The sequence below is a fragment of the Variovorax sp. V213 genome (assembly GCF_041154455.1).
In the GTDB taxonomy this organism is placed as follows: domain Bacteria; phylum Pseudomonadota; class Gammaproteobacteria; order Burkholderiales; family Burkholderiaceae_C; genus Variovorax.
Genome location: NZ_AP028664.1, coordinates 2245832 through 2270311 on the forward strand (window position 1 = coordinate 2245832; position 24480 = coordinate 2270311).

19 protein-coding genes and 1 tRNA gene are annotated in these 24480 nt (G+C 66.3%); 7 read left to right on the forward strand and 13 right to left on the reverse strand.

Going from position 1 to position 24480, the window contains the following annotated elements; genetic code table 11:
* Positions 1-12: 12 nt before the first annotated feature.
* Complete coding sequence (gene rng / locus ACAM55_RS10720) at positions 13-1539, forward strand: ribonuclease G (protein WP_369655989.1); 1527 nt, start codon at positions 13-15, stop codon at positions 1537-1539.
* Positions 1540-1543: 4 nt separating this feature from the next.
* Here rng and msbA read toward each other — a convergent pair whose 3' ends face one another.
* Positions 1544-3328, reverse strand: a complete 1785-nt coding sequence (gene msbA, locus ACAM55_RS10725; RefSeq protein ID WP_369655990.1) for a lipid A export permease/ATP-binding protein MsbA — start codon at positions 3326-3328, stop codon at positions 1544-1546.
* Positions 3329-3579: 251 nt separating this feature from the next.
* Here msbA and tolB point away from each other — a divergent pair, with 251 nt between their 5' ends.
* The 5 genes from tolB to ACAM55_RS10750 all read left to right on the forward strand — a co-directional run bounded on the left by tolB (position 3580) and on the right by ACAM55_RS10750 (position 7093).
* Positions 3580-4806, forward strand: coding sequence for a Tol-Pal system beta propeller repeat protein TolB (gene tolB, locus ACAM55_RS10730; protein WP_369655991.1), 1227 nt, complete (start codon positions 3580-3582; stop codon positions 4804-4806).
* 25 nt (positions 4807-4831) lie between these two features.
* Entirely contained in the window at positions 4832-5350 is a 519-nt protein-coding gene (gene pal / locus ACAM55_RS10735; RefSeq protein ID WP_369655992.1) for a peptidoglycan-associated lipoprotein Pal, read from the forward strand.
* A complete protein-coding gene (gene ybgF, locus ACAM55_RS10740; RefSeq protein ID WP_055796966.1) occupies positions 5350-6099 on the forward strand; it encodes a tol-pal system protein YbgF in 750 nt (249 codons plus the stop codon). Before pal ends, ybgF begins: the two co-directional genes overlap by 1 nt.
* Before the next feature lie 71 nt (positions 6100-6170).
* Positions 6171-6962 (forward strand): ThiF family adenylyltransferase, encoded by a 792-nt coding sequence (locus tag ACAM55_RS10745; RefSeq protein ID WP_369656373.1) that lies wholly within the window; start codon positions 6171-6173, stop codon positions 6960-6962.
* A gap of 55 nt (positions 6963-7017) precedes the next feature.
* Positions 7018-7093: transfer RNA gene (locus ACAM55_RS10750), tRNA-Lys, on the forward strand.
* Between the two features lie 622 nt (positions 7094-7715).
* On the opposite strand, the gene ACAM55_RS10755 is transcribed toward ACAM55_RS10750, so the two are convergent.
* The 9 genes from ACAM55_RS10755 to argA form a co-directional block, all read right to left on the reverse strand.
* On the reverse strand, positions 7716-8219 hold the full coding sequence (locus tag ACAM55_RS10755; RefSeq protein ID WP_369655993.1) for a hypothetical protein: 504 nt from the start codon (positions 8217-8219) through the stop codon (positions 7716-7718).
* Between the two features lie 23 nt (positions 8220-8242).
* Positions 8243-10264 (reverse strand): ABC-F family ATP-binding cassette domain-containing protein, encoded by a 2022-nt coding sequence (locus ACAM55_RS10760; RefSeq protein WP_369655994.1) that lies wholly within the window; start codon positions 10262-10264, stop codon positions 8243-8245.
* 140 nt (positions 10265-10404) lie between these two features.
* The gene (gene prmB / locus ACAM55_RS10765; protein ID WP_369655995.1) at positions 10405-11286 is read right to left on the reverse strand and encodes a 50S ribosomal protein L3 N(5)-glutamine methyltransferase; all 882 of its coding nucleotides are present in this window, start codon (positions 11284-11286) and stop codon (positions 10405-10407) included.
* A 61-nt stretch (positions 11287-11347) separates the two neighbouring features.
* Complete coding sequence (gene dapE / locus ACAM55_RS10770) at positions 11348-12523, reverse strand: succinyl-diaminopimelate desuccinylase (protein WP_369655996.1); 1176 nt, start codon at positions 12521-12523, stop codon at positions 11348-11350.
* A 25-nt stretch (positions 12524-12548) separates the two neighbouring features.
* Positions 12549-13697 (reverse strand): PilT/PilU family type 4a pilus ATPase, encoded by a 1149-nt coding sequence (locus tag ACAM55_RS10775; RefSeq protein ID WP_369655997.1) that lies wholly within the window; start codon positions 13695-13697, stop codon positions 12549-12551.
* Positions 13698-13748: 51 nt separating this feature from the next.
* A complete protein-coding gene (gene dapD / locus ACAM55_RS10780) occupies positions 13749-14582 on the reverse strand; it encodes a 2,3,4,5-tetrahydropyridine-2,6-dicarboxylate N-succinyltransferase (protein WP_369655998.1) in 834 nt (277 codons plus the stop codon).
* A 44-nt stretch (positions 14583-14626) separates the two neighbouring features.
* On the reverse strand, positions 14627-15847 hold the full coding sequence (dapC, locus tag ACAM55_RS10785) for a succinyldiaminopimelate transaminase (RefSeq protein ID WP_369655999.1): 1221 nt from the start codon (positions 15845-15847) through the stop codon (positions 14627-14629).
* Between the two features lie 34 nt (positions 15848-15881).
* Positions 15882-16529, reverse strand: a complete 648-nt coding sequence (locus tag ACAM55_RS10790; RefSeq protein ID WP_369656000.1) for a LysE family translocator — start codon at positions 16527-16529, stop codon at positions 15882-15884.
* Between the two features lie 32 nt (positions 16530-16561).
* Positions 16562-17908: an amino-acid N-acetyltransferase gene (gene argA, locus ACAM55_RS10795; protein WP_028258750.1), complete on the reverse strand. Its 1347-nt coding sequence runs from the start codon at positions 17906-17908 to the stop codon at positions 16562-16564.
* A 231-nt stretch (positions 17909-18139) separates the two neighbouring features.
* Here argA and hrpA point away from each other — a divergent pair, with 231 nt between their 5' ends.
* Complete coding sequence (gene hrpA, locus ACAM55_RS10800) at positions 18140-21928, forward strand: ATP-dependent RNA helicase HrpA (RefSeq protein ID WP_369656374.1); 3789 nt, start codon at positions 18140-18142, stop codon at positions 21926-21928.
* Positions 21929-22000: 72 nt separating this feature from the next.
* On the opposite strand, the gene ACAM55_RS10805 is transcribed toward hrpA, so the two are convergent.
* From ACAM55_RS10805 to ACAM55_RS10815, 3 genes are all read right to left on the reverse strand, one after another.
* Positions 22001-22159, reverse strand: coding sequence for a DUF3309 family protein (locus ACAM55_RS10805; RefSeq protein WP_369656001.1), 159 nt, complete (start codon positions 22157-22159; stop codon positions 22001-22003).
* A gap of 115 nt (positions 22160-22274) precedes the next feature.
* Positions 22275-23450 carry a pyridoxal phosphate-dependent aminotransferase gene (locus ACAM55_RS10810; RefSeq protein WP_369656002.1) on the reverse strand — a complete coding sequence of 392 codons (1176 nt, stop codon included), beginning with the start codon at positions 23448-23450 and terminating at the stop codon, positions 22275-22277.
* Positions 23451-23479: 29 nt separating this feature from the next.
* Positions 23480-24421, reverse strand: coding sequence for a CysB family HTH-type transcriptional regulator (locus tag ACAM55_RS10815; RefSeq protein ID WP_369656003.1), 942 nt, complete (start codon positions 24419-24421; stop codon positions 23480-23482).
* Positions 24422-24480: the final 59 nt, after the last annotated feature.

Below are 24480 nucleotides of genomic sequence, written 5' to 3' on the forward strand. Positions count from 1 at the left end.
AATTCCAATCCCATGCAAGACATCCTGATCAACTGGTCCCCGCAGGAGACCCGTGTGGCGCTGGTCGAGCACGGCGCGGTGCAAGAGCTGCACGTCGAACGCACATTGGAGCGCGGGCTGGTCGGCAACATCTACCTGGGCAAGGTGTCGCGCGTGCTGCCGGGCATGCAGTCGGCCTTCATCGACGTCGGCCTGGAACGCACGGCCTTTTTGCACGTGGCCGACATCGTGGCGCCGTTCACGCCGGGCTCGCGCCCCAGCGCACCGGCGCCCGAGCGCGACCACCGCAACGGCGGGCCGATGGTGCCCATCGAGAAGCAGGTGTTCGAAGGCCAGTCGCTGCTGGTGCAGGTGATCAAGGATCCGATCGGCACCAAGGGGGCGCGGCTGTCGACGCAGATCAGCATTGCCGGCCGGCTGCTGGTGTTTCTGCCGCAGGACAACCACATCGGCGTTTCGCAGAAGATCCCTTCGGACCAACGAGATTCGTTGCGCGCGCGCATGCTCGCGCTGATCGAAGCGGCCGCGGCAGCCGACAGCGGCGGCGTGGTGCCGGCCAACACGGGTGGCTTCATCCTGCGTACCAACGGCGAAGATTCGTCCGATGCCGAGCTGGCCGAGGACATCGCCTACCTGCGCAAGACCTGGTCGCGCATCCGTGAAGCATCGAGCAAGATGCCGCCGATGTCCCTGCTGCACCAGGATTTGAGCCTGCTGCAGCGCGTGCTGCGCGACATGACCAGCGAAGACACGCAGACCATCCGCATCGATTCGCGCGAGCAGTTCGAGGTGCTGCTCAAGTTCGGACTCGAATACATGCCGCAGGCGGCCGGCAAGCTGCAGCACTACAAGGGCGAGCGGCCGATCTTCGACCTGTATTCGGTCGACGAGGAAATCGCCAAGGCGCTGGGCCGCCGGGTCGAACTCAAGTCGGGCGGCTACCTCGTGGTCGACCAGACCGAGGCCCTCACCACGGTGGACGTGAATACGGGCGGCTTTGTCGGCGCGCGCAATTTCGACGACACCATCTTCAAGACCAACCTGGAAGCGGCGCAAGCCATTGCGCGGCAACTGCGCTTGCGCAACCTGGGCGGCATCATCATCGTCGACTTCATCGACATGGGGCGCGACGACCACCGCGAACAGGTGCTGGCCGAGTTCCGCAAGCAGCTCGCGCGCGACCGCGTCAAGACCACCGCCGGCGGCTTTTCGCAGCTCGGGCTCGTCGAGATGACGCGCAAGCGCACGCGCGAATCGCTGGCCCACATGCTGTGCGAGCCCTGCGCCGCGTGCGGCGGGCAGGGCATCGTGAAGACGGCGCGCAGCGTGGCCTACGACGCCATGCGCGAAATATTGCGCGAGGCGCGGCAGTTCACGCCGCGCGAATTCCGCATCGTGTCGTCGCCGCAGGTGATCGAGCTGTTTCTCGACGAGGAAAGCCAGCACCTGGCGGGGCTGAGCGATTTCATCGGCAAGCCGATCTCCTTGCAGTCCGAACCGGCCATCGGGCAAGGCCAGTACGACATCGTCCTGCTCTGAGGGCTCAGAGCGTCGGGTCCTGGCCCGGGGTCGCGCTGCGCACCGCCAGCGTCTGCAGGCGGGCGTAGAGCCCGTCCAGTGCCATCAATTGTGCGTGGCTGCCTTGCTCGGCGACGCGGCCTTGCTCCATCACGATGATGCGGTCGGCATGCTGGATGGTCGAGAGCCGGTGCGCGACGATGAGCGTGGTGCGGTTCTGCATCAGGCGCTGCAGGGCATCCTGCACCAGCCGTTCCGATTCGGTGTCGAGGGCCGAGGTTGCTTCGTCGAGCAGCAGGATGGGCGCGTTCTTGTAGAGCGCGCGCGCGATGGCCAGGCGTTGGCGCTGGCCGCCCGAAAGCTGCGTGGCATTGTGGCCGAGCACCGTGTCGACGCCCTCCGGCAGGCTCTCGACGTGGCTCGCGAGGTTCGCGGCCTCTATGCATTGCTGCACCCGCGCGCGATCGATCTCGGAGCCCAGCGCTACGTTGGCGGCCAGCGTGTCGTTGAGCATCACCACGTCCTGGCTGACCATGGCGAACTGCGCGCGCAGGCTCTTGAGCTCCCATTCGCTGGTGTCGTGGCCGTCGAGCAGCACCTGCCCGCCGCTGGGCAGCACGAAGCGCGGCAGCAGATTGACCAGCGTCGTCTTGCCCGAACCCGAGGGTCCGACGAAGGCCACCACCTGGCCCGGCTCGATGGCCAGGTTCACGCCGTCGAGCGCACGGGCTTCGTCCTCGCCGCGGTAGCTGACCTTCACGTCGCGAAGCTCGATGCGGCCCTGCGCATGTTCGATGCGGAAAGTACCTTGCGGCTCGGGGGCCACGTCGTCGATGAGCACCAGGCCGCGTTCCAGCGCCGCAAGGCCGCGGGTGATCGGCGCGGCCATGTCCGCCAGGCGGCGGATCGGTGCGATCAGCATCAGCATGGCCGTGATGTAGGCGACGAATCCGCCCACCGTCAGTCCCTGTTCGCCGCTCTGCCACAGCGCGATCATCACCACGATCGACAGCGCGAGCGACGCCATCATCTGCGTGAGCGGCGTGGTGGCCGCCTGCGCGATGGTCGATTTCACGGCCAGCCGGTTCAGGCGCTGGCTCAGTTGCTCGAAGCGCTCGCCCTGCGCCGCCTCGGCCCCATGCAGCCGCACCATGCGGTGCGCGAGCACGTTCTCTTCCACCACGTAGGCCAGTTCGTCGGTGGCCTGCTGACCCTGCTGCGTCAGGCGATAAAGGCGCTTGGAGAACACCTTCATGATCCAAGAGATGCTCGGCACCAGGAAGGCGACGATAAGCGTGAGCTTCCAGTTCAGGTAGACGAGGTAGGCAAGCAGCGCCACCAGCGTGAAACCGTCGCGCGAGAGCCCGAGCAGTGCCTGCACCAGCAGCATGGAGCCGGTCTGCACCTCATACACCACCGTGTTGGAGAGCGCGCTGGCCGATTGGCGCGAGAATAGGGCCAGCTCCGCGCCCAGCAGGCGCTCGAACAGCACGCGGCGCAGCCGCTGCATGCCTTCGTTGGCAATGCGCGAGAGCGCATATTGCGAAATGAACTGGGCAATGCCGCGCACCGCGAACAGCAGCAGCACGGCGGCCGGCACGATCCACAGCGCCAGCTGTCCGCGGTTGAAGCCGCGGTCGAGCAGCGGCTTCAGCAGGGCGGCCATCAGCGGCTCGGTGATGGCTGCCAACAGGGCGCCGACGAGCCCGACGGCCCACCAGTGGCGCGAGCCGCCGAACCAGGTCATGAGTCGCGCCAGTCGGCGCAACAGGGGAGGGCGCGCGGTCTCGCTGCCGGGGGATGCTTGCATGGCGGCGGATTCTACGGGGGCCCCGGCAGGCGCTTTGAAGGCCATGCTGTAGGACGGCACCGACCGATACACCTTTTGTGATTACGCGGCCAAACCAGTGTGTAACATGTGGCCCGTCGCACTTGGGGAGAACTTTTTACCCCGAAACATCTCCGAACCGCATGAACAAGCCGTTGCCAGTTTCCATTCCAACTCCTTCTTCATCGTTATTTGCACGCCGCACATTGATTGCGGCTCTTGCTGCAACTCCCATGCTGCCCGCGCTCGCCCAGTTCCGGGTCGAGGTGTCTGGCGTCGGACTGACGCAGCGGCCCATCGCGCTGGTTCCGTTCAAGGGGCAGGACGCATCGCCACAAAAGATCTCCGAGATCGTGCAGGCCGACCTCGAACGCAGCGGCCAGTTCCGCGGCGTCGATGCCTCCGGCCAGGCGCTCGACGAGGCGTCGCGTCCCGATCTATCCCTCTGGCGCCAGCGTACGGCGGATTCGCTCGTGGTCGGCAGCGTCACGCGCCTGGCCGACGGCCGCTTCGACGTGCGCTTTCGCCTCTGGGACGTGGTGCGCGGGCAAGACCTCGGCGGCCAGAGCTATACCGTTCCGCAAGGCGACCTGCGCCTCGCATCGCACCGCATTGCCGACTACGTCTACGAGAAGCTCACAGGCGACAAGGGCATCTTCTCGACGCGCATCGCCTACGTCACCAAGGGCGGCAGCCGTTATTCGCTGTGGGTGGCGGACGCCGACGGCGAGAACGCGCAAGCCGCGCTCGCGAGCCCGGAACCCATCATTTCGCCGGTCTGGTCTTCCAACGGCCAGCAGTTGGCGTACGTGTCCTTCGAATCGCGCAAGCCCGTGGTGTACGTGCACAACGTGGCCAGCGGACAGCGCCGGTTGCTTGCGAACTTCCGCGGCTCCAACAGCGCCCCGGCGTGGGCGCCCGATGGCGGCTCGCTGGCGGTCACGCTGAGCCGCGACGGCGGCTCGCAGCTCTACACCATCCCGGCAAGCGGCGGCGAGCCGCGCCGCCTGACCCAGAGCGCGAGCATCGACACCGAACCCGTGTACTCGGCCGACGGCAGCACGATCTACTTCGTGAGCGACCGCGGCGGGGCTCCGCAGATCTACAAGATGGGCGCCGGCGGCGGCGCGCCGACCCGTGTTACCTTCAGTGGCACCTACAACATTTCTCCATCTGTCAGCGGCGACGGCCGGTGGTTGGCCTACATCTCACGCGTTGGCGGTGCATTCAAACTCCATGTGATGGAGCTGGCAACCGGCAACGTCTCGGCCATCACCGACACCTCGGCAGACGAGAGTCCCAGTTTCGCCCCCAACAGCAAGCTGATCGTCTACGCAACGCAGCTGCAAGGCCGCGAAGCGCTCATGACGACCACGCTGGACGGAAAAATAAAAGCGCGGCTCGCCGGGCAGGCGGGAGACATAAGAGAACCGGACTGGGGTCCGTTTCAAAAGCAATGATCAAGGTTTATTTGAGGAGTACCCAATGTTGAAACGTACGATTTATTCGCTGGCCATCGTGGCTCTGATTGCCGGTTGTTCGTCGGGCACCAAGCTCAACGACGCCCCGGTGACCGACCGCTCCGGCACCGCCGGCGGCCAGCAGGGCAGCTCGACTGCGGTCGCGCCCGTCACCATCGACCCCAATGCATCCACCGCGCAAGGTCCGGTCGGGATCGAACGGATCGTCTATTTCGACTACGACAGCTACACGGTCAAGCCCGAGTTCCAAGCCCTGATCGACGGCCATGCCCGTTTCCTCAAGGCCAACCAGCAGCGCCGCATTTCCATCGAAGGCCACACCGACGAACGCGGCGGCCGCGAGTACAACCTGGCACTCGGCCAGAAGCGTTCCGAAGCCGTCCGCCGTGCGCTGACGCTGCTGGGCGTGAACGACGCCCAGATCGAAGCTGTGAGCTTCGGCAAGGAAAAGCCCGCGGTCCAGGGTTCGGGCGAAGAAGCCTGGGCGCAAAACCGCCGCGCTGAAATCCGATACACCCGGTGATGCAACGCGCCTTGTTGCGAGGCGCGGCCCTGGCTGCCGCCTTGCTTTGCGTTTCGATCGGCTCGCAAGCTGCCTTGTTCGAGGATGATGAAGCGCGCCGCGCCATCCTCGACCTGCGGCAGCGGGTCGAGGCGATGCGCCAGCAGACCGACCAGCGGCTGACCGACGAAAACGGCCAGCTGCGCCGCAGCCTGCTCGAACTGCAAAACCAGATCGAGCAGATGCGGGGCGATCTGGCACGCATGACGGGGCAGAACGAGCAGCTGCAGCGCACGCTGAGCGAATTGCAGTCGCGCCAGACCACCATCGACGACCGGCTCAAGCAGAACGAGCCGGCGAAGGTGTCGGTAGACGGCCGCGAGTTCACCGCCGATCCCAAGGAAAAGGCCGACTTCGATGCGGCGCTTGGCATCTTCCGCGCGGGGCAGTTCGCGCAGGCGCAAACCGCGTTCGCCGAGTTCGTCAAGCGCTACCCGCAAAGCGGCTACAACGCCTCTGCGTTGTTCTGGCTCGGCAATGCGCAGTACGCCACGCGCAACTACAACGAGGCCATCGCGAACTTCCGCTCCATGCTGTCGCTTGCGCCCGACCACGCCAAGGCTCCCGAGGCCGTGCTGTCGATTGCCAACTGCCAGATCGAGCTGAAGGACACGCGCGCCGCGCGCCGCACGCTGGAAGACCTGACCAAGGCCTATCCGCAATCCGAAGCCGCACAGGCGGGCCGCGAGCGTCTCTCGCGACTGCGCTGACGCCGGCGGAGCCCTCCCGCTTGAGCGCTGCAACGCTTCCGCAAACATCGAACGCCGCCGCGAATGTCGTCATCGACACCGCGGCGGCGCCCGACTTTGCGCGCCGCTTCGGCGGCCTCGAACGTCTTTATGGCGTGGCCGGCGCCGCGCGCATCCGCAACGCCCATGTGCTCGTCGCCGGCATCGGCGGTGTAGGCTCGTGGGCCGTCGAGGCGCTGGCGCGCAGCGGAGTGGGGCGGCTGACGCTGGTCGATCTCGACCATGTGTCGGAGTCGAACATCAACCGGCAGATCCACGCCCTCGATGCGACCGTGGGACAGGCCAAGGTCGAGGCCATGCGCGACCGCATCGCGCAGATCAATCCGGAGTGCAAGGTGCTCGCGATCGACGAGTTCGTCGAGCCCGGCAACTGGACGATGCTGCTCGACGCGGCGCAGCAAGCCAACGGCCCTGCCACCGCGGTCATCGATGCCTGCGACCAGGTAAAGGCCAAGCTCACGATGGCCGCATGGGCGCGCGCATCGCGCACGGCTTTCGTCACCGTGGGCGCGGCCGGCGGCAAGCGGCAGGCCCACAAGGTCGACATCGACGATCTTTCGCTCGTCACGCACGACCCGCTGCTGGCCCAGTTGCGGCAGCGCCTTCGCAAGGAGCATGGCGCTCCGCGCGAAGGCCGCAAGATCGGCGTCGCCTGCGTCTTCAGCCGCGAGAGCGTCGCGCCGCCCGATGCCTCCTGCGCCATCGAAGGCGACGGCTCGCTCAACTGCCACGGCTACGGTTCGGTGGTGAGCGTGACGGCTACTTTCGGCCAATGTGCGGCAGGTTGGGTTCTCGACAAAATCGCGAGCAACGCCACGCTATAATCTTTGGCTTTGCCGCATCAACCCCGGCAAATCGTCAAGAAGAAAAAATGGTTCCGGGACGTTAGCTCAGTTGGTAGAGCAGCGGACTTTTAATCCGTTGGTCACTGGTTCGAATCCAGTACGTCCTACCAGAACCTTCAAGCGCATCGACAGGTTGCGCTTGCCCCTGAGGCGAATCACTGACAGTGATTTCCATGGTGTGGGGAATAGTGTGGGTGGGTTGCCGTGCAACTTCTCCCTCACCTCCAAGGCCTCCGACCGAGCGCGGCAACTTTCAGTTGCCTCATCCTCCGGGACAAGGCACCGCGATGCCGCTTTTACAGGCGCAGCGTCGCAGCGCAGGCGCAGCAACGGTCTCCGGCGATGTGCACATGCTTTTCCACCGTCTTATCCACCGCAATGGTGGAGAACTCGCCCTCTGCAATTGGCGTAATGGAAGGCGGCGCGAAGAAAGTTGTACACATTTGGTATTACATATCAGTAATAACTAACTCCGAAAGCCGGGAGGCCATTTGAGGGGGGCACAAACCCCTCGGCCGTCTTTGCGTCGCGCAGGACTTCGACCGGCCCGATGTCTCAGGCGGACGTTGCTGCTCGGCAAAAAAACAGCCCGCGCAAGGGCGGGCTGGAAGGTGGCCTGCTGGAGGAGGGAGGATCAGAGGGAGTGCAGGCCACGGGAGAGCCTCCACTATGTTCGCTCAACCTGCACATAACCTGACCAGAGGGAATCGTCGCCCTCGACGATGGTGCGATCTAGGCGGGCGCGTGTGGTTCAGGCGGTGCCAGGGCGAGCGTCGTGCTCACGCGGACGCAATCCTTGATGTGCTGCTCGCCGAGGGCGCGCAAGGCCGCATAGCCGAGCGCGGCGGAAACGATCTGCCCGGCAACCGGCACATACTTGGTGGCCTGCTTGGCGGTGAGCTTCACGCCCGCATACCGGGCGAGCTTGATCAGCAGCTCGCGTGTGACGAGCCGGCCGACGAGCAAGGCGCCGACCGTGGTGGCGGCCTTCTGGATGCGTTCACGCTGGTGTGGCGCGAGCTTTTCGACCTGCGTGACGGAAAGGCCGAACTCGGCGCTGATCTGCGGCACCAGGCGTGCGAGCAGGGCCGCGTCGGCGGCCCAGTCGATGCCCGGCAACGGAACGGCGCTGGCGGCCGCAGCCATCAACGCCTTGCGCCCGATCAGGCGGCGGCTGCGGTGAATGGCCGCGATCAGTTTTTCGTCGCCCCGGGCCAGTTCGATGGCAGACGGCATGCGATGTGCCTCCTTTGCAGGGTTCAGGCCGTCAGCGTCTCGAGCTGGTCCGACAGGGCCAGCCAGCGCTCTTCGAGTCGGCCGATTTCGTCGTTGAGAGCCTTCAGCCGCTTGCCCGCTTCGGCAATCTCGGCGGACGGCAGGGGCTGTGCCAGGCGCGTTTCGAGCGCGGCGCGCTCGGTGCCTGCCACGGCCAATCGTTCGTCGATCTGCGCAATCTCGCGCTTGATCGGCTTGGCCTGGTCGCTGCGCTGCTGGCGTCCCTGGGCGTCCTGCTTGCGCTGCTGCGGGTTCTTGTTCGCGGCCGCGGGATCGCTGGCGGCGGGTGCCGGAGCGGCAACGGCCACGGGCGCGGCAGCGGTTGCGGCGGCCGCATCGCGCACGGCGATCTTGGCCTCCTCGCGCAGCCGCTTGGCTTCGTCGAGCAGGTAGCGCTGGTAGTCGTCGAGGTCGCCGTCGAAATCGGTGACCACGCCGCGCCCCACGAGCCAGAACTCGTCGCACACCGAGCGCAGCAGCGCGCGGTCGTGGCTCACCAGCATCAGCGTGCCTTCGAACTCGTTCAGCGCGACGGCCAGGGCCTCGCGCGTGGCAAGGTCCAGGTGGTTGGTGGGCTCGTCCAGCAGCAGCAGGTTGGGGCGCTGCCACACCATCATCGCGAGCACCAGGCGAGCCTTTTCGCCGCCGCTCATGGTGCCGACGGGCTGCTTCACCATGTCGCCACTGAAGTTGAAGCTGCCGAGGAAGCCGCGCAAGGCCTGCTCGCCGGTGCTTTCCTTGACGGCGCTGCCCAGCTCGCGGGCCATGCGCACCATGTGCTCGAGCGGGTTGTCCTGCGGGCGCAGCACGTCGAGTTCCTGCTGCGCAAAGTAGCCGATGTTGAGGCCCTTGCCTTCGGTGACCTGGCCGGCCAGCGCGCCCATTTCGCGCGCGATGGTCTTCACCAGCGTCGACTTGCCCTGGCCGTTGGCGCCCAGGATGCCGATGCGCTGGCCCGCCAGCACCGAGCGGCTCACGCCGCGCAGGATGGTCTTGGGCTCGGCATCTTCGATTTCGTAGCCGAAGCTCGCGTTGCTGATCGACAGCATCGGATTGGGAATGTTGCCCGGCTCCTTGAACTCGAAGGTGAAGTCGGCCTCGGCCAGGAGCGGCGCAACCTTTTCCATGCGCTCGAGCGCCTTGACCCGGCTCTGCGCCTGCTTGGCCTTGCTGGCCTTGGCCTTGAAGCGGTCGATGAACTTCTGCAGGTGAGCGATCTTGTCCTGTTGCTTGGAGAAGGCGACCTGCTGCTGCTCCATCTGCAGCGCGCGCATGTCCTCGAACTTGCTGTAGTTGCCGCCGTAGCGCGTGAGCTGGGCGTTGGCAATGTGCAAGGTCACGTCGGTCACGGCGTCCAGAAACTCGCGGTCGTGGCTGATGACGATCATGGTGCCGGCGTATTTCTGCAGCCAGGCTTCCAGCCACACCAAGGCGTCCAGGTCCAGGTGGTTGGTGGGTTCGTCGAGCAGCAGCAGGTCGCTCGGGCACATCAGCGCGCGGGCCAGTTGCAGGCGCATGCGCCAGCCGCCCGAAAAGCTGTTGACGGGGCCGTCCAGCTCGTGCGACTTGAAACCCAGCCCGAGGATCAGGGCCTGGGCGCGCGGCACCGCGTCGTGCTCGCCGGCATCGGCCAGGTCGGTGTAGGCGTGGGCCAGTTCCATGCCGATGTCGGCGTCGTCGGGGTTCTCGGCATAGGCCGCCTCGATGGCTGCCAGCGTGGCGCGCAGCTCGGCCAGCCGGGTGTCGCCGCCGACCACGAAGTTGGTGGCCGACTCCTCGGTTTCGGGCATGTCCTGCGCGACTTGCGCCATGCGCCACTGCTTGGGCACGTAGAAGTCGCCGCCGTCCTCGTGCAGCGAGCCGTTGAAGAGCGCGAACAGGGTCGACTTGCCGGCGCCGTTGCGTCCCACGAGGCCGACCTTTTCACCGGGGTTGATGGTGACGGTGGCGCCGTCGAGCAGAACCTTGGCGCTGCGGCGAAGAATGACGTTTTTGAGAGTAATCATGAAATAGGAACCGTAGGGGCGATTATCCCGCCCGCCCCCGGGCGGCTTGGCGCGAAGGGGCAAATGGGGACATCACCCGATGAAGGGGGACGCAGCCAAGGTTGCGAAAAAGCGGCTGAAAGGGGCTTGGGCGGTCGCAGCTAACGCGCGCCGGCGCCGGCCAGCAAGGCGGTCCGGGTCACGAGCAGGACCTGGTCTTCGCCCGCGGAGGTTTCCAGCCACACGACTTCGAGTTGAGGAAACGCTGCCTCGAAGTATTCGCGCTCGTTGCCGATTTCCAGCACCAGCACGGCCTCTTCGCTCATGCGCGAGGGGGCCTCGGCAAACAGCCGGCGCACGAAGTCCATGCCGTCGGTTCCACCGGTCAGCGCCAGTTCGGGCTCGGCCTGGTATTCGGCGGGCAGGGCGGCCATGCTCGCGCTGTTCACGTAAGGCGGGTTGCACAGCACAAGGTCGTACGGGCCGGGCAGGTTGGCCAGGCCGTCGGATTGGATCAGCCGGATGCGCGCATCCAGCTGGTGCCGGGTGACGTTGATGGCGGCCACCTCGAGAGCTTCGACCGACAGGTCGGCCGCGTCCACGGCGATGTCCGGGTAGGTCATGGCCGCGAGGACGGCCAGGCTGCCATTGCCCGTGCACAGGTCGAGCACGCGCTGCGTGTGCTCGCCGAGCCAGTAGTCGATGCTGCCGTCGGCAATCAGCTCGGCAATGAAGCTGCGCGGCACGATGGCGCGCTCGTCCACGTAGAAGGGCACGCCCTGGAGCCAGGCCTCTTTCGTCAGATAGGCGGCGGGCTTGCGCGTGGCGATGCGTTCGTCGAGCAACGCGGCCACCTTGCCTGCATCGGCCGGCGAAACGGGCGTGTCGGCAACCGCATCGAGGTCGTCGAGCGGCAGCTTCAGGCGCCACAGCACCAGCCAGGCGGCTTCGTCGAAGGCGTTGGCGGTGCCGTGGCCGAAGGCGACGCCGGCGTCTTCGAGCCGCTTGGCACCAGCCTCGATCAGCTCGATGACCGTGCTCATTGAATGACCTCCGCGCTTCGCGCTGCGGTGCGAGCTTGCTTGGGGCGGCTCGGCGTGGCGCTCATCCGACCAGCGACGCTTCGAGCCGCTCCATCGTGCGCCTGTAGATGTTCTTCAGCGTTTCGATCTCGGCCACGTCGATGTGCTCGTCGATCTTGTGGATGCTTGCATTGACCGGGCCGAGCTCGACCACCTGCTTGCAGATCTTGGCGATGAAGCGCGCGTCGCTGGTGCCGCCGCTGGTCGAGAGTTCTGTCGCGATGCCGGTTTCATCGGCAATGGCCGCCTGCACCGCGCTGACGAGCTCGCCGGGCGTGGTCAGGAAGGGCAGGCCGCCGACGGTCCAGGCCAGCGTGTAGTCGACGCCATGGGCATCGAGCACCGCATGCACGCGCTTCTGCAGGGACTCGGGCGTCGACTCGGTCGAGAAGCGGAAATTGAAATCGATCACAGCGTCGCCCGGGATCACGTTGCTCGCGCCGGTGCCCGCATGAAAGTTGCTGATTTGCCAACTGGTCGGCTGGAAGTAGTCGTTGCCCGCATCCCAGCCGCCGGCCGTGTTGATGGCCACGAGTTCGGCCAGCGCAGGCGCCACCGAGTGCACGGGGTTCTTGGCGAGATGCGGGTAGGCGATGTGCCCCTGCACGCCCTTGACCGTGAGCTTGCCGCTCATGGTGCCGCGGCGGCCGTTCTTGATCATGTCGCCGCAGCGCTGCACGGCGGTGGGCTCGCCGACGATGCAGTAGTCGAGCACCTCGCCGCGCGCCGCCAGCGTGTTGCAGACGACGACGGTGCCGTCGACGGCCGGGCCTTCCTCATCGCTGGTGAGCAGCAGCGCCAGCGTGAGCTTCGGATCGGGCGTGGCCCGCAGGAACTCCTCGATGGAGACAACGAAGGCCGCAACCGAGGTCTTCATGTCGCAGGCGCCGCGGCCGTAGAGCTTGCCGTCGCGGTGCGTGGGCGTGAAGGGGTGGCTGGTCCATTGCTCGACCGGGCCGGTGGGCACCACGTCGGTGTGACCGGCGAACACCAGCGTCTTTGTGGCCGTGGCAGCGGCCGGACGGCGCACCGCCCAGAGGTTGGTCACGCGGAAATCCGCGGGACCGCTCTCGATGGTCTCCAGCGTGAAGCCCAGTGGCGCCAGCCGTTCGCTGAGGATCTGTTGGCAGCCCGCATCGTCAGGGGTGACCGAGGGGCGCGAGATGAGTTGTTCGGCGAGCTGGAGCGTACGGGACATCGGAAAAAAAGCCGGTGAGGCTGGGTCAGAACTTCACGTCGAGCGTGATGTCGGTAAAGGTGGGTTCGTCGACCTGGTCCATCAGGTTGCGCTCTTCGGCCTTCTGCTTGGGCGCGGCGCGGTTCTGCAGCCGCCACATCAGGTTGGTGGGCGAGTCGGACTGGGCCAGGCCCTCCTCGCGCGTCACGCGCTCTTCGGTGATGAGGCGGGCAATGTCTTCCTCGAAGGTCTGGGAGCCTTCGGCCATCGACTGCTCCATGGCTTCCTTGACGGCGGAAAAATCGCCTTTTTCGATCAGCTCGGCCACCAGGGCCGTATTGAGCATGACCTCGAGCGCCGGCACGCGGCCGCCCGTGGGCGTGCGCAGCAGCCGCTGCGACACGATGGCGCGCAGCGCCGAGCCCAGGTCGCCCAGCAGGGTGGGGCGCACCTCGACCGGAAAGAAGCTCAGGATGCGGTTCAGCGCGCGGTAGCTGTTGTTGGCATGCAGCGTGGCCACGCACAGGTGGCCCGACTGCGCATAGGCAATGGCCGCGGTCATGGTTTCGCGGTCGCGGATTTCGCCGATCTGGATCACGTCGGGCGCCTGGCGCAACGCATTCTTGAGCGCGACATGCAGTGACTCGGTGTCGCTGCCCACGTCGCGCTGGTTCACCAGCGACTTCTTGTTGGTGTAGGTGAACTCGATGGGCTCTTCCACCGTGAGGATGTGGCCCGTGGCGTGCTCGTTGCGGTAGTCGAGCATCGAGGCCAGCGTGGTGGTCTTGCCCGCGCCCGTGGCGCCGACCATCAGGATCAGGCCCCGCTTCTCCATGATCAGCGTCTTGAGAATGTCGGGCAGGTTCAGGTCGGCAAAGCTGGGAATGGTCGAGGCAATGTGCCGCACCACCACCGCATAGCTGCCGCGCTGGCGCATGGCGCTGATGCGGTAGTTGCCGGCGCCCTCGAGCATCACGGCCATGTTGAGCTCGCCCTTGCTCTCCAGCTCCTGGATGCGGGCTTCGGGCACCACTTCGGCCAGCAGCGCGAGCGGCGCGGCGGCCGGCAGCACCTGGGCATTGATCGGCACGCAGGTGCCGTTGATGCGGATCAGCACCGGGGAGTGCGCCGAGAGGTAGATGTCGGAGGCCTTGCGCTCGGCCATCAGACGAAGGATTCGCTCCATCATGTTCATCGCTCTCACTCTCCTCGGGTGCTGTTGTTTTCTAACGGGACAAAGGCGGGATCAATCGCGCAGCAGGTCGTTCAGGCTGGTCTTGGAACGCGTTTGCGCATCGACCGTCTTGACGATGATTGCGGCGTAAGTGCTGTAGTCCTGGCCCGATTTGGTCTTCTTGGGCAGGTTGCCGCTGATGACGACGCTGCCGGAGGGCACGCGGCCGTAGAAGGTCTCTCCGGTGTCCCTGTTGAAGATCGGGGTGCTCTGGCCGATGTACACGCCCATGCCGAGCACCGAGTTCTCTTCGACCACCACGCCTTCGACCACTTCGGAACGGGCGCCGATGAAGCAGTTGTCCTCGATGATGGTGGGGCCGGCCTGCAGCGGCTCGAGCACGCCGCCGATGCCGACGCCGCCGGACAGGTGCACATTGGCTCCGATCTGCGCGCACGAACCTACGGTGGCCCAGGTGTCGACCATGGTGCCTTCGCCCACGTAGGCGCCGATGTTCACGTACGAGGGCATCAGGATCGCGCCCTTGGCGATGTAGCTGCCGCGGCGTGCGACGGCCGGGGGCACGATGCGAACGCCCGATTCCTTCAGCTCGCCGGCCGACAGGTGCGAGAACTTGGTCGGCACCTTGTCATAGAAGCCCAGCGAACCGGCCTGCATCTGCTCGTTGTCCTTCAGGCGGAACGACAGCAGCACGGCCTTCTTGATCCACTGGTGCACGGTCCACTTGCCCACGCTCTCGCGCGTGGCAACGCGCAGCTTGCCGTTGTTGAGCTCGGAGATCACGTGCTCGACGGCGTCGCGCACTTCGGCCGAGGCGGCGCTGGGCGAGATGTTGGCGCGGTCTTCCCACGCGGCGTCGATGATTTGTTGCAGTTGCTGGGTCATGGAGAAAGTCTCGTGTGAAAAATGGGAGCCGGGAAAGCAGCGGTTCAGCCCCGGCCCGGTTGGCCGGATTGCACGAAGCGGACGATGCGCTCGGCGGCTTCCACGCATTCGGCCGTTTCGGCCACCAGGGCCATGCGGATGCGGCCACGGCCGGGGTTGGCGCTGTGTGCCGTGTCGCGCGCCAGATAGCTCCCCGGCAGAACCGTAACATTGTATTGAGCGTAGAGCGCCCGGGCGAAGGATTCGTCGTCGCCAGCCCACACTTCGGGCACCCCCGCCCAGAGGTAGAAACTGGCGTCGGGCAGCCGCACGTCGAGCACCGGTTCGAGCAGGGGCGTCACGGCGGCGAACTTGGCGCGGTACTTGGCCCGGTTCTCGACGACGTGGGTCTCGTCGCCCCAGGCCGCGATGCTGGCCGCCGCCACGGTGCCGCTCATGGCGCTGCCGTGGTAGGTGCGGTAGAGCAAAAAGCTCTTGATGATGGCCGCGTCGCCCGCCACGAAGCCGCTGCGCAGGCCCGGCACGTTGCTGCGCTTGGACAGCGAGGTGAGCGCGATCAGGTTCTTGAAGTCGCCTCGGCCGAGCTTGGCGGCGGCCTCCAGCCCGCTGAGCGGTGGCTCGTCGCGGAAGTAGATCTCGCTGTAGCACTCGTCGGCCGCAATCACGAAGCCGTAGCGGTCCGAGAGCGCAAAGAGCTTGCGCCACTCATCCAGCGGCATCACGGCGCCGGTCGGGTTGCCGGGCGAGCAGACGAACACCAGTTGCGTGCGCTCCCAGACGGCCTCGGGCACGCTGTCCCAATCCACCGCGAAGTTGCGCGCCGGCACGCTCGGCACGTAGTAGGGCTCGGCGCCCGAGAGCAGGGCCGCCCCTTCGTAGATTTGATAGAACGGGTTGGGCGAAACCACCACCGGCGCCGGAGTCTTGCTGCCATCGACCACCGTTTGCGCGAGCGAGAACAGCGCCTCGCGCGACCCGTTGACCGGCAGCACCTGGGTGGCCGGGTCCAGCTGCAGGGCGTAGCGGCGCCGCAGCCAGTCGGTGAAGGCGGTGCGCAGCGGCAGGCTGCCGGCCGTGGCGGGGTAGGCCGCGAGCGTGGCCATGCTGGCGGCCAGCGCTTCCTTGATGAAGGCCGGCGTGGCGTGCTTGGGTTCGCCGATGCCCAGGCTGATGGGCGCGAAATCGGCATTGGGCTGGACGCCCTCGAACAGGCGCCGCAGCCGCTCGAAAGGATAGGGCTGGAGCTTGGAAAGCAGGGGGTTCATGGAGAGCGATTATCGGCGACGGGTCGCCGGCCGCTCAGGTGCCGCTGCGCCGGTAGAACGCCAGCGAGCCGGCCAGCGCCAGCAGCATCGCGCCGCAGGTGCGATCGATCCAGCGACCCGCGGCGACCGTCAGCAGCCGCATCGCCCGCGCACCCACGAAGGCGTAGACCCCCATCACCAACGCGTCCAGGGAGGCGAACAGCACGGCGATGATGGCGTACTGCATGCCCTGGGCGGCCGCGGGGTCGATGAACTGCGGCATCAGCGCCGAGCAGAACAGATAGCCCTTCGGGTTGGTGACTGCCACCAGGAATGACTTGAGAAAGACCTTGCGGCCGTCTCCGTTCATGCCCGTGGCGGGCTCGCCCGCGTCGGCACGCGGCGCGTCGAAACTGCCGCCTTTCGAGCGCAGCATGCGAACGCCCAGCCAGGCCAGGTACACGGCGCCCACCCACTTGAGCATGGAGAACCAGAACTCCGACGCCGCCAGCAGCGCGCCCAGGCCCAGCGCCACCGCGCCGACCAGGACGAAGTCGGACAGCACGGCACCCAGGATGCCCGGCAGCGCACCGCGCACGCCGCGCCGCGATCCATTGCTCAGCGCCAGCAGCACGGTTGGTCCGGGCGTGGCGATGGCGGCCAGCGCGACGATGGAGAACAGCAGGGCGGTGGCGAGCGTCATGGCGGCGGGCTTCCCTCTAAAGGTTCAAAGGCTCAGATTTTCTTGACCAGCACCTGGCTCTTGCGGTCCCAGTTGTACTTGCGCTTGCGGGCTTCGGGCAGCCAGTCGGGGTTGACCTGCTGGAAACCGCGCTTCAGGAACCAGTGCATGGTCCGCGTGGTGAGCACGAAGATGCTTTCCAGGCCCATGGCCTTGGCGCGGTGCTCGATGCGCTTGAGGATGCGTTCACCGTCGCCCTGCGACTGCGACTGGGGCGAGACGGTCAGCGCGGCCATCTCGGCGGTCTTTGCCTCGGGGTAGGGGTAGAGCGCCGCGCAGCCGAAGATCACGCCGTCGTGCTCGATGACCGTGTAGTGGCCCACGTCGCGCTCAATCTCGGTGCGGTCGCGCTTGACCAGCGTGCCGTCGCGCTCGAAGGGCTCGATCAGCTGCAGGATGCCGCCGATGTCGTCGACCGTGGCTTCGCGCAGGCTTTCGAGCTTCTCGTCGATCACCATGGTGCCGACGCCGTCGTGCACATACACCTCGAGCAGCAGCGCGCCGTCCAGGGCAAAGGGCAGGATGTGGTTGCGCTCCACGCCGCCCTTGCAGGCCTTGACGCAGTGCTGCAGGTAGAAGGCGGTGTCGGTCGGCTTCTGCGGTGGCGGCAGCGACGCCAGCAGCTTTTCGGCCGCGGCGAGCGGCAGCTCGGTGTCGATGGGGTTGTCTTCGCTCTCGGGCAATTCGCTGTCGATGCGGATGCCCGGAATCTCGGTCAGGAAGATCAGCTTGTCGGCCTGGATCGAAATGGCCACGCTGGTGGCCACTTCTTCCATCGTCAGGTTGAAGGCCTCGCCCGTGGGCGAGAAGCCGAAGGGCGACATCAGCACCATGGCGCCGAAATCGAGCGTGCGGCGGATGCCCACGGCGTCGACCTTGCGCACCAGGCCCGAATGCTTGAAGTCCACGCCATCGACCACGCCCACGGGGCGGGCGGTGATGAAGTTGCCCGAAATCATGCGGACGGTGGAGCCGGCCATCGGCGTGTTCGGCAGGCCCTGGCTGAATGCGGCTTCGATCTCGTAGCGCAGCTGGCCGGCGGCTTCCTGGGCGGAATCGAGCGCCACCTCGTCGGTGATGCGGATGCCGTGCGAGTAGCGCGCCTCGTGCCCCTTGGCCGCGAGCTGTTCGTTGACCTGCGGGCGGAAGCCGTGCACCAGGACGATCTTGACGCCCATGCTCTGGATCAGCGCCAGGTCTTGCGCAATGTTCTGCAGCTTGCCCGCCGCGATCGCCTCACCCGCCAGGGCGACCACGAAAGTCTTGCCTCGGTGCGTGTGGATGTAGGGCGCGACCGAGCGGAACCAGGGCACGAAGGTGAAGTTGAAAACGGTGGACATGGAGCGTGATTGTGCATTCTTGAGGGGCGGTTCGCGCGGGACGGGCGATCGCCCGCAGCAGCCGGGTGGCGTCGCAGGGCGTGCAACAGGGGCGGCGCGCACCGATAATCGACGGTTTGCCCGCCGCGCCTTCGCGAATCAGCTTTTCCCTTGACGACCACGACACCTTCCGTTCCCTTGCGCATCGACTTTCCCGAATCGCTTCCGGTCTCCGGCCGGCGCGACGAAATCATGGCCGCCATCGAGGCGCACCAGGTGGTGATCGTCTGCGGCGAAACAGGCTCGGGCAAGACCACGCAGTTGCCGAAGATCGCCCTGGCGCTCGGCCGTGGCAAGCTCAACGCGCCGCCGGGCAAGGGCAGGCTCATCGGCCACACGCAGCCGCGGCGCATTGCCGCAAGCTCGGTGGCCAAGCGCATCGCCGAAGAACTGAAGACGCCGCTGGGCGACGTGGTCGGCTTCAAGGTGCGCTTCCAGGACCGGCTGAGCCGCGACGCCTCGGTCAAGCTCATGACGGACGGCATCTTGCTGGCCGAGACGCAGACCGATCCGCTGCTCAAGGCCTACGACACGCTGATCATCGACGAGGCGCACGAGCGCTCGCTGAACATCGACTTCCTGCTGGGCTACCTGCGCGAGATTCTTCCGCGCCGGCCCGACCTGAAGGTGATCGTGACCTCGGCCACCATCGACGCCGATCGGTTCGCGCAGCATTTCGCGTCGGCCAAGGGGCCCGCGCCCATCATCATGGTGTCGGGCCGTACCTTTCCGGTCGAGCAGCGCTACCGGCCGTTCGAGGAGTCGCGCGAGCATGACCTGAACGACGCGATCGCCGACGGCGTCGACGAACTCTGGCGCGACCCGCACAACGCGGGCGACATCCTGGTGTTCTTGCCCGGCGAGCGCGAAATCCGCGAGGCGGCCGATCATCTGCGCCGCCACCTGAGCCACCAGCCGCTGCTGCGCAATGCCGAGGTGTTGCCGCTGTTCGCGCGGCTGTCGGGGCCTGAGCAGGACCGCATCTTCGACGGCCACACGGGCCGGCGCATCGTGCTTGCCACCAACGTGGCGGAAACCTCGCTCACCGTGCCGGGCATCCGCTACGTGATCGACACCGGCACCGCGCGCGTCAAGCGCTACAGCTTCCGCAGCAAGGTCGAGCAACTCCTGGTCGAACCCATCAGCCAGGCTGCGGCCAACCAGCGCGCGGGCCGTTGCGGCCGCGTGGCCAACGGCATCTGCATCCGGCTCTATGACGAGAAGGACTTCGAAGGCCGGCCGCGTTTCACCGACCCCGAGATCCTGCGTTCCTCGCTGGCAGGGGTGATCCTGCGGATGAAGTCGCTGCGCCTGGGCGACGTGGCGCGGTTCCCGTTTCTCGAGGCACCTTCGCCGCGCGCCATTGCCGATGGCTACCAGCTGCTCAACGAACTCGGTGCAGTCGATGATGCCAACGAGCTCACCGCCACGGGCGGTGAGCTCGCCAAGCTGCCGCTCGATCCGCGCGTGGGCCGCATGATCCTGGAAGCGCGCACACGCGGCGCGCTCGAAGAAGTGCTGGTGATCGCCTCGGCGCTGAGCGTCCAGGACGTGCGCGACCGGCCGATGGACGCGCAGCAGCAGGCAGACCAGGCGCATTCGAAATTCGACGACGAGAAGAGCGAGTTCAGCGGCTACCTGCGGCTGTGGAAATGGATCGCCGATGCGCGCGGCGGCCACGGTGACACTCACAAGCTCAGCAATCGCCAGTACGAGCAGCTGCTGCGCCAGAACTTCATCAACATCCGCCGCGTGCGCGAATGGCGCGACATCCACTCGCAGCTGCTCACGGTCGTGACCGAGCACAAGTGGCGCATCAACGCCGAACCGGCGGGCTATGAACCGCTGCATCTTTCGATGCTTGCGGGCCTGCTCGGCAACGTCGGCTGGAAGCTCGAGGACGACGAGGCGTACCTGGGGGCGCGCGGCATCAAGTTCTACCGCCATCCGGGTGCGCACCTGAAGAAGAAGCCCGGCCGCTGGATCGTCGCGGCCGAGCTGGTCGAGACCACGCGCCTCTTCGGCCGCGGCATTGCCAACATCGAACCGCAGTGGCTCGAACAGGTGGCGGGCCATCTGCTGAAGAAGCAACTGCTCGACCCGCACTGGGAGAAGAAGGGCGCGCAGGTTTCGGCGCTGGAGCGCGCCACGCTCTACGGCCTCGTGGTCTACAGCGGGCGCCGGGTCGATTTCACCAAGGTCGATCCGGTGGCGGCGCGCGAGATATTCATTCGCGAAGCGCTGGTCGGCGGGCAATGGGAGAGCAAGTTCCCGTTTCTCGCGGCCAACCGCAAGCTGGTGCGCGAGGTCGAAGGCCTGGAGCACAAGTCGCGCCGGCAGGACGTGCTGGTCGACGACGAGCTGATCTTCGCCTTCTACGACGCGCAGCTGCCCGCCGACGTGGCGAGCGGCATCACCTTCGAGAACTGGTACCGCCAGGCCTCGAGGGAGCAGCCGCGCCTGCTCTTCCTGACACGCGAAGAGCTGATGCGCCACCAGGCGGCCGGTATCACCACGCAGTCGTTTCCGTCCACGCTGCGGCTCGGCGGTGTCGACTGCGCGGCGAGCTATCTGCACGAGCCGGGCGACGCGAAAGACGGCCTCACGGCCAGCGTGCCGCTCTTCGTGCTCAACCAGGTGAGCGAAGAGCGCTGCGAGTGGCTGGTGACGGGCATGCTCAAGGACAAGATCCAGGCGCTGCTCAAGAGCCTGCCGCAGCGCCCGCGCTCGCGGCTGGTGCCGTTGCCCGAATCGGCTGCAAGGCTCGCGGAAGAACTCTCGGCGCCCGAGGTGTTCGGCCACGGTTCGTTGACCGACGTGCTGCTCAAGCGTGTGCGCGATGCCACGAGCATCGACGTGAAGCGCGCGGACTTCAAGCTCGACATGCTGCCGCCGCACCTGTTCATGAACCTGCGCATCGTGGACGAGCACGGACGCCAGCTCGGCATGGGGCGCAACCTGGGCGCGCTCAAGGCGGAACTGGGCGCGCAGGCGCGAGGCGCCTTCCAGGCGCTGGCCGGGCTCAACGTCAAGGCTTCCGCCGACCGCAAGCCGGCCGAAGCCGCCGAAGGACAGGCGCAGGCCAAGGGCCATGCCGTCGCGCCGGCCCCCTCTGCACCGAGCCTGCCCGCGGGCCAGCGATACACGAGCTGGAGCTTCGGCGAGCTGCCCGAGCTGATGGAAGTGCGCCGTGGCGCGCAGTCGCTCATCGGTTTTCCGGCCCTTCGGGACGAAGGCGATGCCGTGACCATCGAGGTGTTCGACGAGCCGGCCGTGGCCGCCGCGAAGCACCGCGCCGGTCTGCGCCGCCTGTTTGCGCTGCAGCTGAAAGACGCGCTCAAGTACCTCGAGAAGAACATCCCCGATCTGCAGAAGATGGCGGTGGCCTACATGCCGCTCGGCACATCGGAAGAGCTGCGGGCGCAGATCATCGGCGTCGCGATCGACCGGGCCTTTCTGCAGGAGCCGCTGCCCACCGATGAATTCGCCTTCAAGCGCCGCCTCGAAGAAGGCCGGGGCCGGCTCACCTTGATTGCCAACGAGGTGGCGCGGCTGGCCGCGGCCATCCTGGCCGAGTACGCCGCTGCCGCGCGCAAGATCAAGGACACCAAGATCCAGTCCGAGGCCGTGCAGGACGCCGCGCAGCAATTGCAGCGCCTGGTCGGCAAGCGGTTCATCTCGGAGGCGCCGTGGACGCAGCTGCAGCATTTCGCGCGCTATCTCAAGGCCATCGTGCTGCGGCTCGACAAACTGCGCGCCGACCCCGCGCGCGATGCCGCCAAGCTGGCCGAGCTTCGGCCTCAGGAGCAACGCTACTGGCGACTGGTGGCGGAACGCAAGGGCGCCGTGGACGAGCGCATGCTCGAATTCCGCTGGTTGCTGGAGGAGCTTCGCGTGAGTTTCTTCGCGCAGGAGCTGCGCACGCCGCAGCCGGTCAGCATCAAGCGGCTGGACAAGGCCTGGGCCCAGTTGCAGGCCTGAACCCCGGCAGACGGGCGAAAAAAAGCCCGCTTGCCGCGGGCTTCTTTCAGGTGCGCGAAATGTCCGGAAGCTTCATATGCGTCCCATGAGCACCAGGATGACGAGGACCAGCACGACCAGGCCCAGGCCCCCGCTGGGCCAGTAGCCCCAGCTCCGGCTGTAGCCCCAGCTCGGCAATGCGCCTATCAGCAGCAGGATCAGAACGATCAGCAGAATGAACGAGAGGGACATGCTTATCTCCTGGACGTTGTTGTTACGAGTCCTCATGCTCGCTGTCCAGGGGCGAAAAACACGCCGGAAAGCCGCTCCTTCGGTGGTCAGGACTATCCTACCGGCGGCGTCGGCTTTATAGCCGTGCCAGCCGGTCCAGGGCCGCAACCAGCGTGTCGTCCTTCTTGGCGAAGCAGAAACGCACCACGCGCTGGTCGAAGCCGTTGCCATAGAAAGCCGACAGCGGAATGGCGGCCACGCCGATCTCGCGGGTCAGCCACAGGCAGAAGTCGGCCTCCGAAAGCTCGCTCACCGCGGAAATGTCGACGCACTGAAAGTAGCTGCCTTCGCTGCGCAGCAGCTTGAAGCGGGTCTTCTCGGCCAGCCCGGCGGCGAACAGGTCGCGCTTGCGCTGGTAGAAGTCCGGCAGTTCCAGGTAGGGCCCCGGTTCGGCCATGTACTGCGCGAGCGCATGCTGCATGGGTGTGTTGACGGTGAACACGTTGAACTGGTGCACCTTGCGGAATTCGGCCATCAACGGTGCCGGTGCCGCGACGTAGCCGACTTTCCAGCCGGTGACGTGGTAGGTCTTGCCGAAGCTGCTCACGATGAAGCTGCGCGCAGCCAGGCCCGGGAAGCGCGCCACGCTTTCGTGCTGTGCGCCGTCGTAGACCATGTGCTCGTAGACCTCGTCGGCAATCACCAGCACTTCGGTCGGGGCCAGCAACTCTTCGAGCTTGCGCATCTCGGCCGCGGTCCAGACCGTGGCGCTCGGGTTGTGCGGCGTGTTGACGATGATCGCGCGCGTGCGCGGCGAGAGCGCCGCGGCAATCTTGTCGAAGTCGGGCCGGAAGGTGCCGGGCACGAGCGGCACGCGCACCACGCTGCCGCCGGCGAGCTCGATGTTGGGCACGTAGCTGTCGTAGCAGGGTTCCAGAACGATCACCTCGTCGCCCGCGCGCACCACGGCGAGGATGGCCGTGATGATCGCCTGCGTGGCACCCGCGGTCACCGTGATCTCGTCGGCGGCGCTGTAGCCGTGGCCGTAGAGCGCGGCGATCTTGCCGGCAATCGCCTGGCGCAGCGCCGGAATGCCGGGCATCGGCGGGTACTGGTTGTGGCCCGCGGCCATGGCGGCCGTCACGTCTTCGAGCAGCTTCGGGTCGCAGTTGAAATCGGGAAAGCCCTGGCCGAGATTCACCGCGTTCTTCTCTGCCGCCAGGGCGGACATCACGGTGAAGATGGTGGTGCCGACGGCGGGCAGCTTGGTGCCGATGGCCGGAGTGCGGGGAGAAGAAGTAGCGGTGCTCATGGTCGTGGTCGGAAGCTGGAGGCTGGATCTCAGAGTTCGTAGTCTTGCTGATGCCCGCTCAGGGCCTTGGCGATCAGGTTGCGGTCGAGCCGGTCGGACAGCAGCTCGGCGAACTTGAACACGAAGTTGCGCAGGTAGGCGCTGCGCTTGAACGCCACGCGGGCGATGTTCTGGCCGAACACATGGCCCATGGGTCGCACCACGAGGTCGGCGTTCGACTCGTCGCGCACCGCCATCTCGGCCACGATGCCTACGCCCAGGCCAAGGCGCACATAGGTCTTGATCACGTCGGAGTCGATGGCCTCGAGCGCGATGCGCGGCGTGAGTTTCTTCTGCGCAAAGGCGTGGTCGATGCGCGTGCGGCCGGTGAAAGACGGGTGGTAGGTGATGATGGGTTCGTGCGCCAGGTCCTCGAGCGAGATGCGGTCCTTGGCGGCCAGCGGGTGGTCCTTGGGGAGCACCAGCACGTGCTGCCATTCGTAGCAGGGCAGCGTCACCAGTTCGGCGTAGTCGGCCAGCGATTCGGTGGCAATGCCCACCTCGGCGATTTCGTCGATCACCATGCGTGCCACCTGGTCGGGCGAGCCCTGGTGCAGGCTCACGTTCACCTTCGGGTAGGCCTCGCGCAACCTGGCCACGGGCACCGGCAGCACGTAGCGCGCTTGGGTGTGCGTGGTGGCAATGGAGAGGGTGCCGCTGTCCTGCGCGCTGAACTGCTCGCCGATGCGCTTGAGGTTGCCGACCTCGCGCATGATCAGTTCGATGCTGGCGATGACGTGCTGGCCCGGCTCCGTGACCCGCTTGAGCCGCTTGCCGTGGCGGGCAAAGATCTCGACGCCGAGTTCTTCCTCGAGTTCGATGATGGCTTTCGACACCCCCGGCTGCGAGGTGTGGAGCGCCTTGGCCGCTTCCGTGAGATTCAGGTTGCGCCGCACGGCTTCCTGAACAAACTTGAACTGGTGCAGATTCATATCAAATTCCGTCTTATTGCGGAATTCATTATGCCTTCGGAGTCTATGGAAATAGCTGC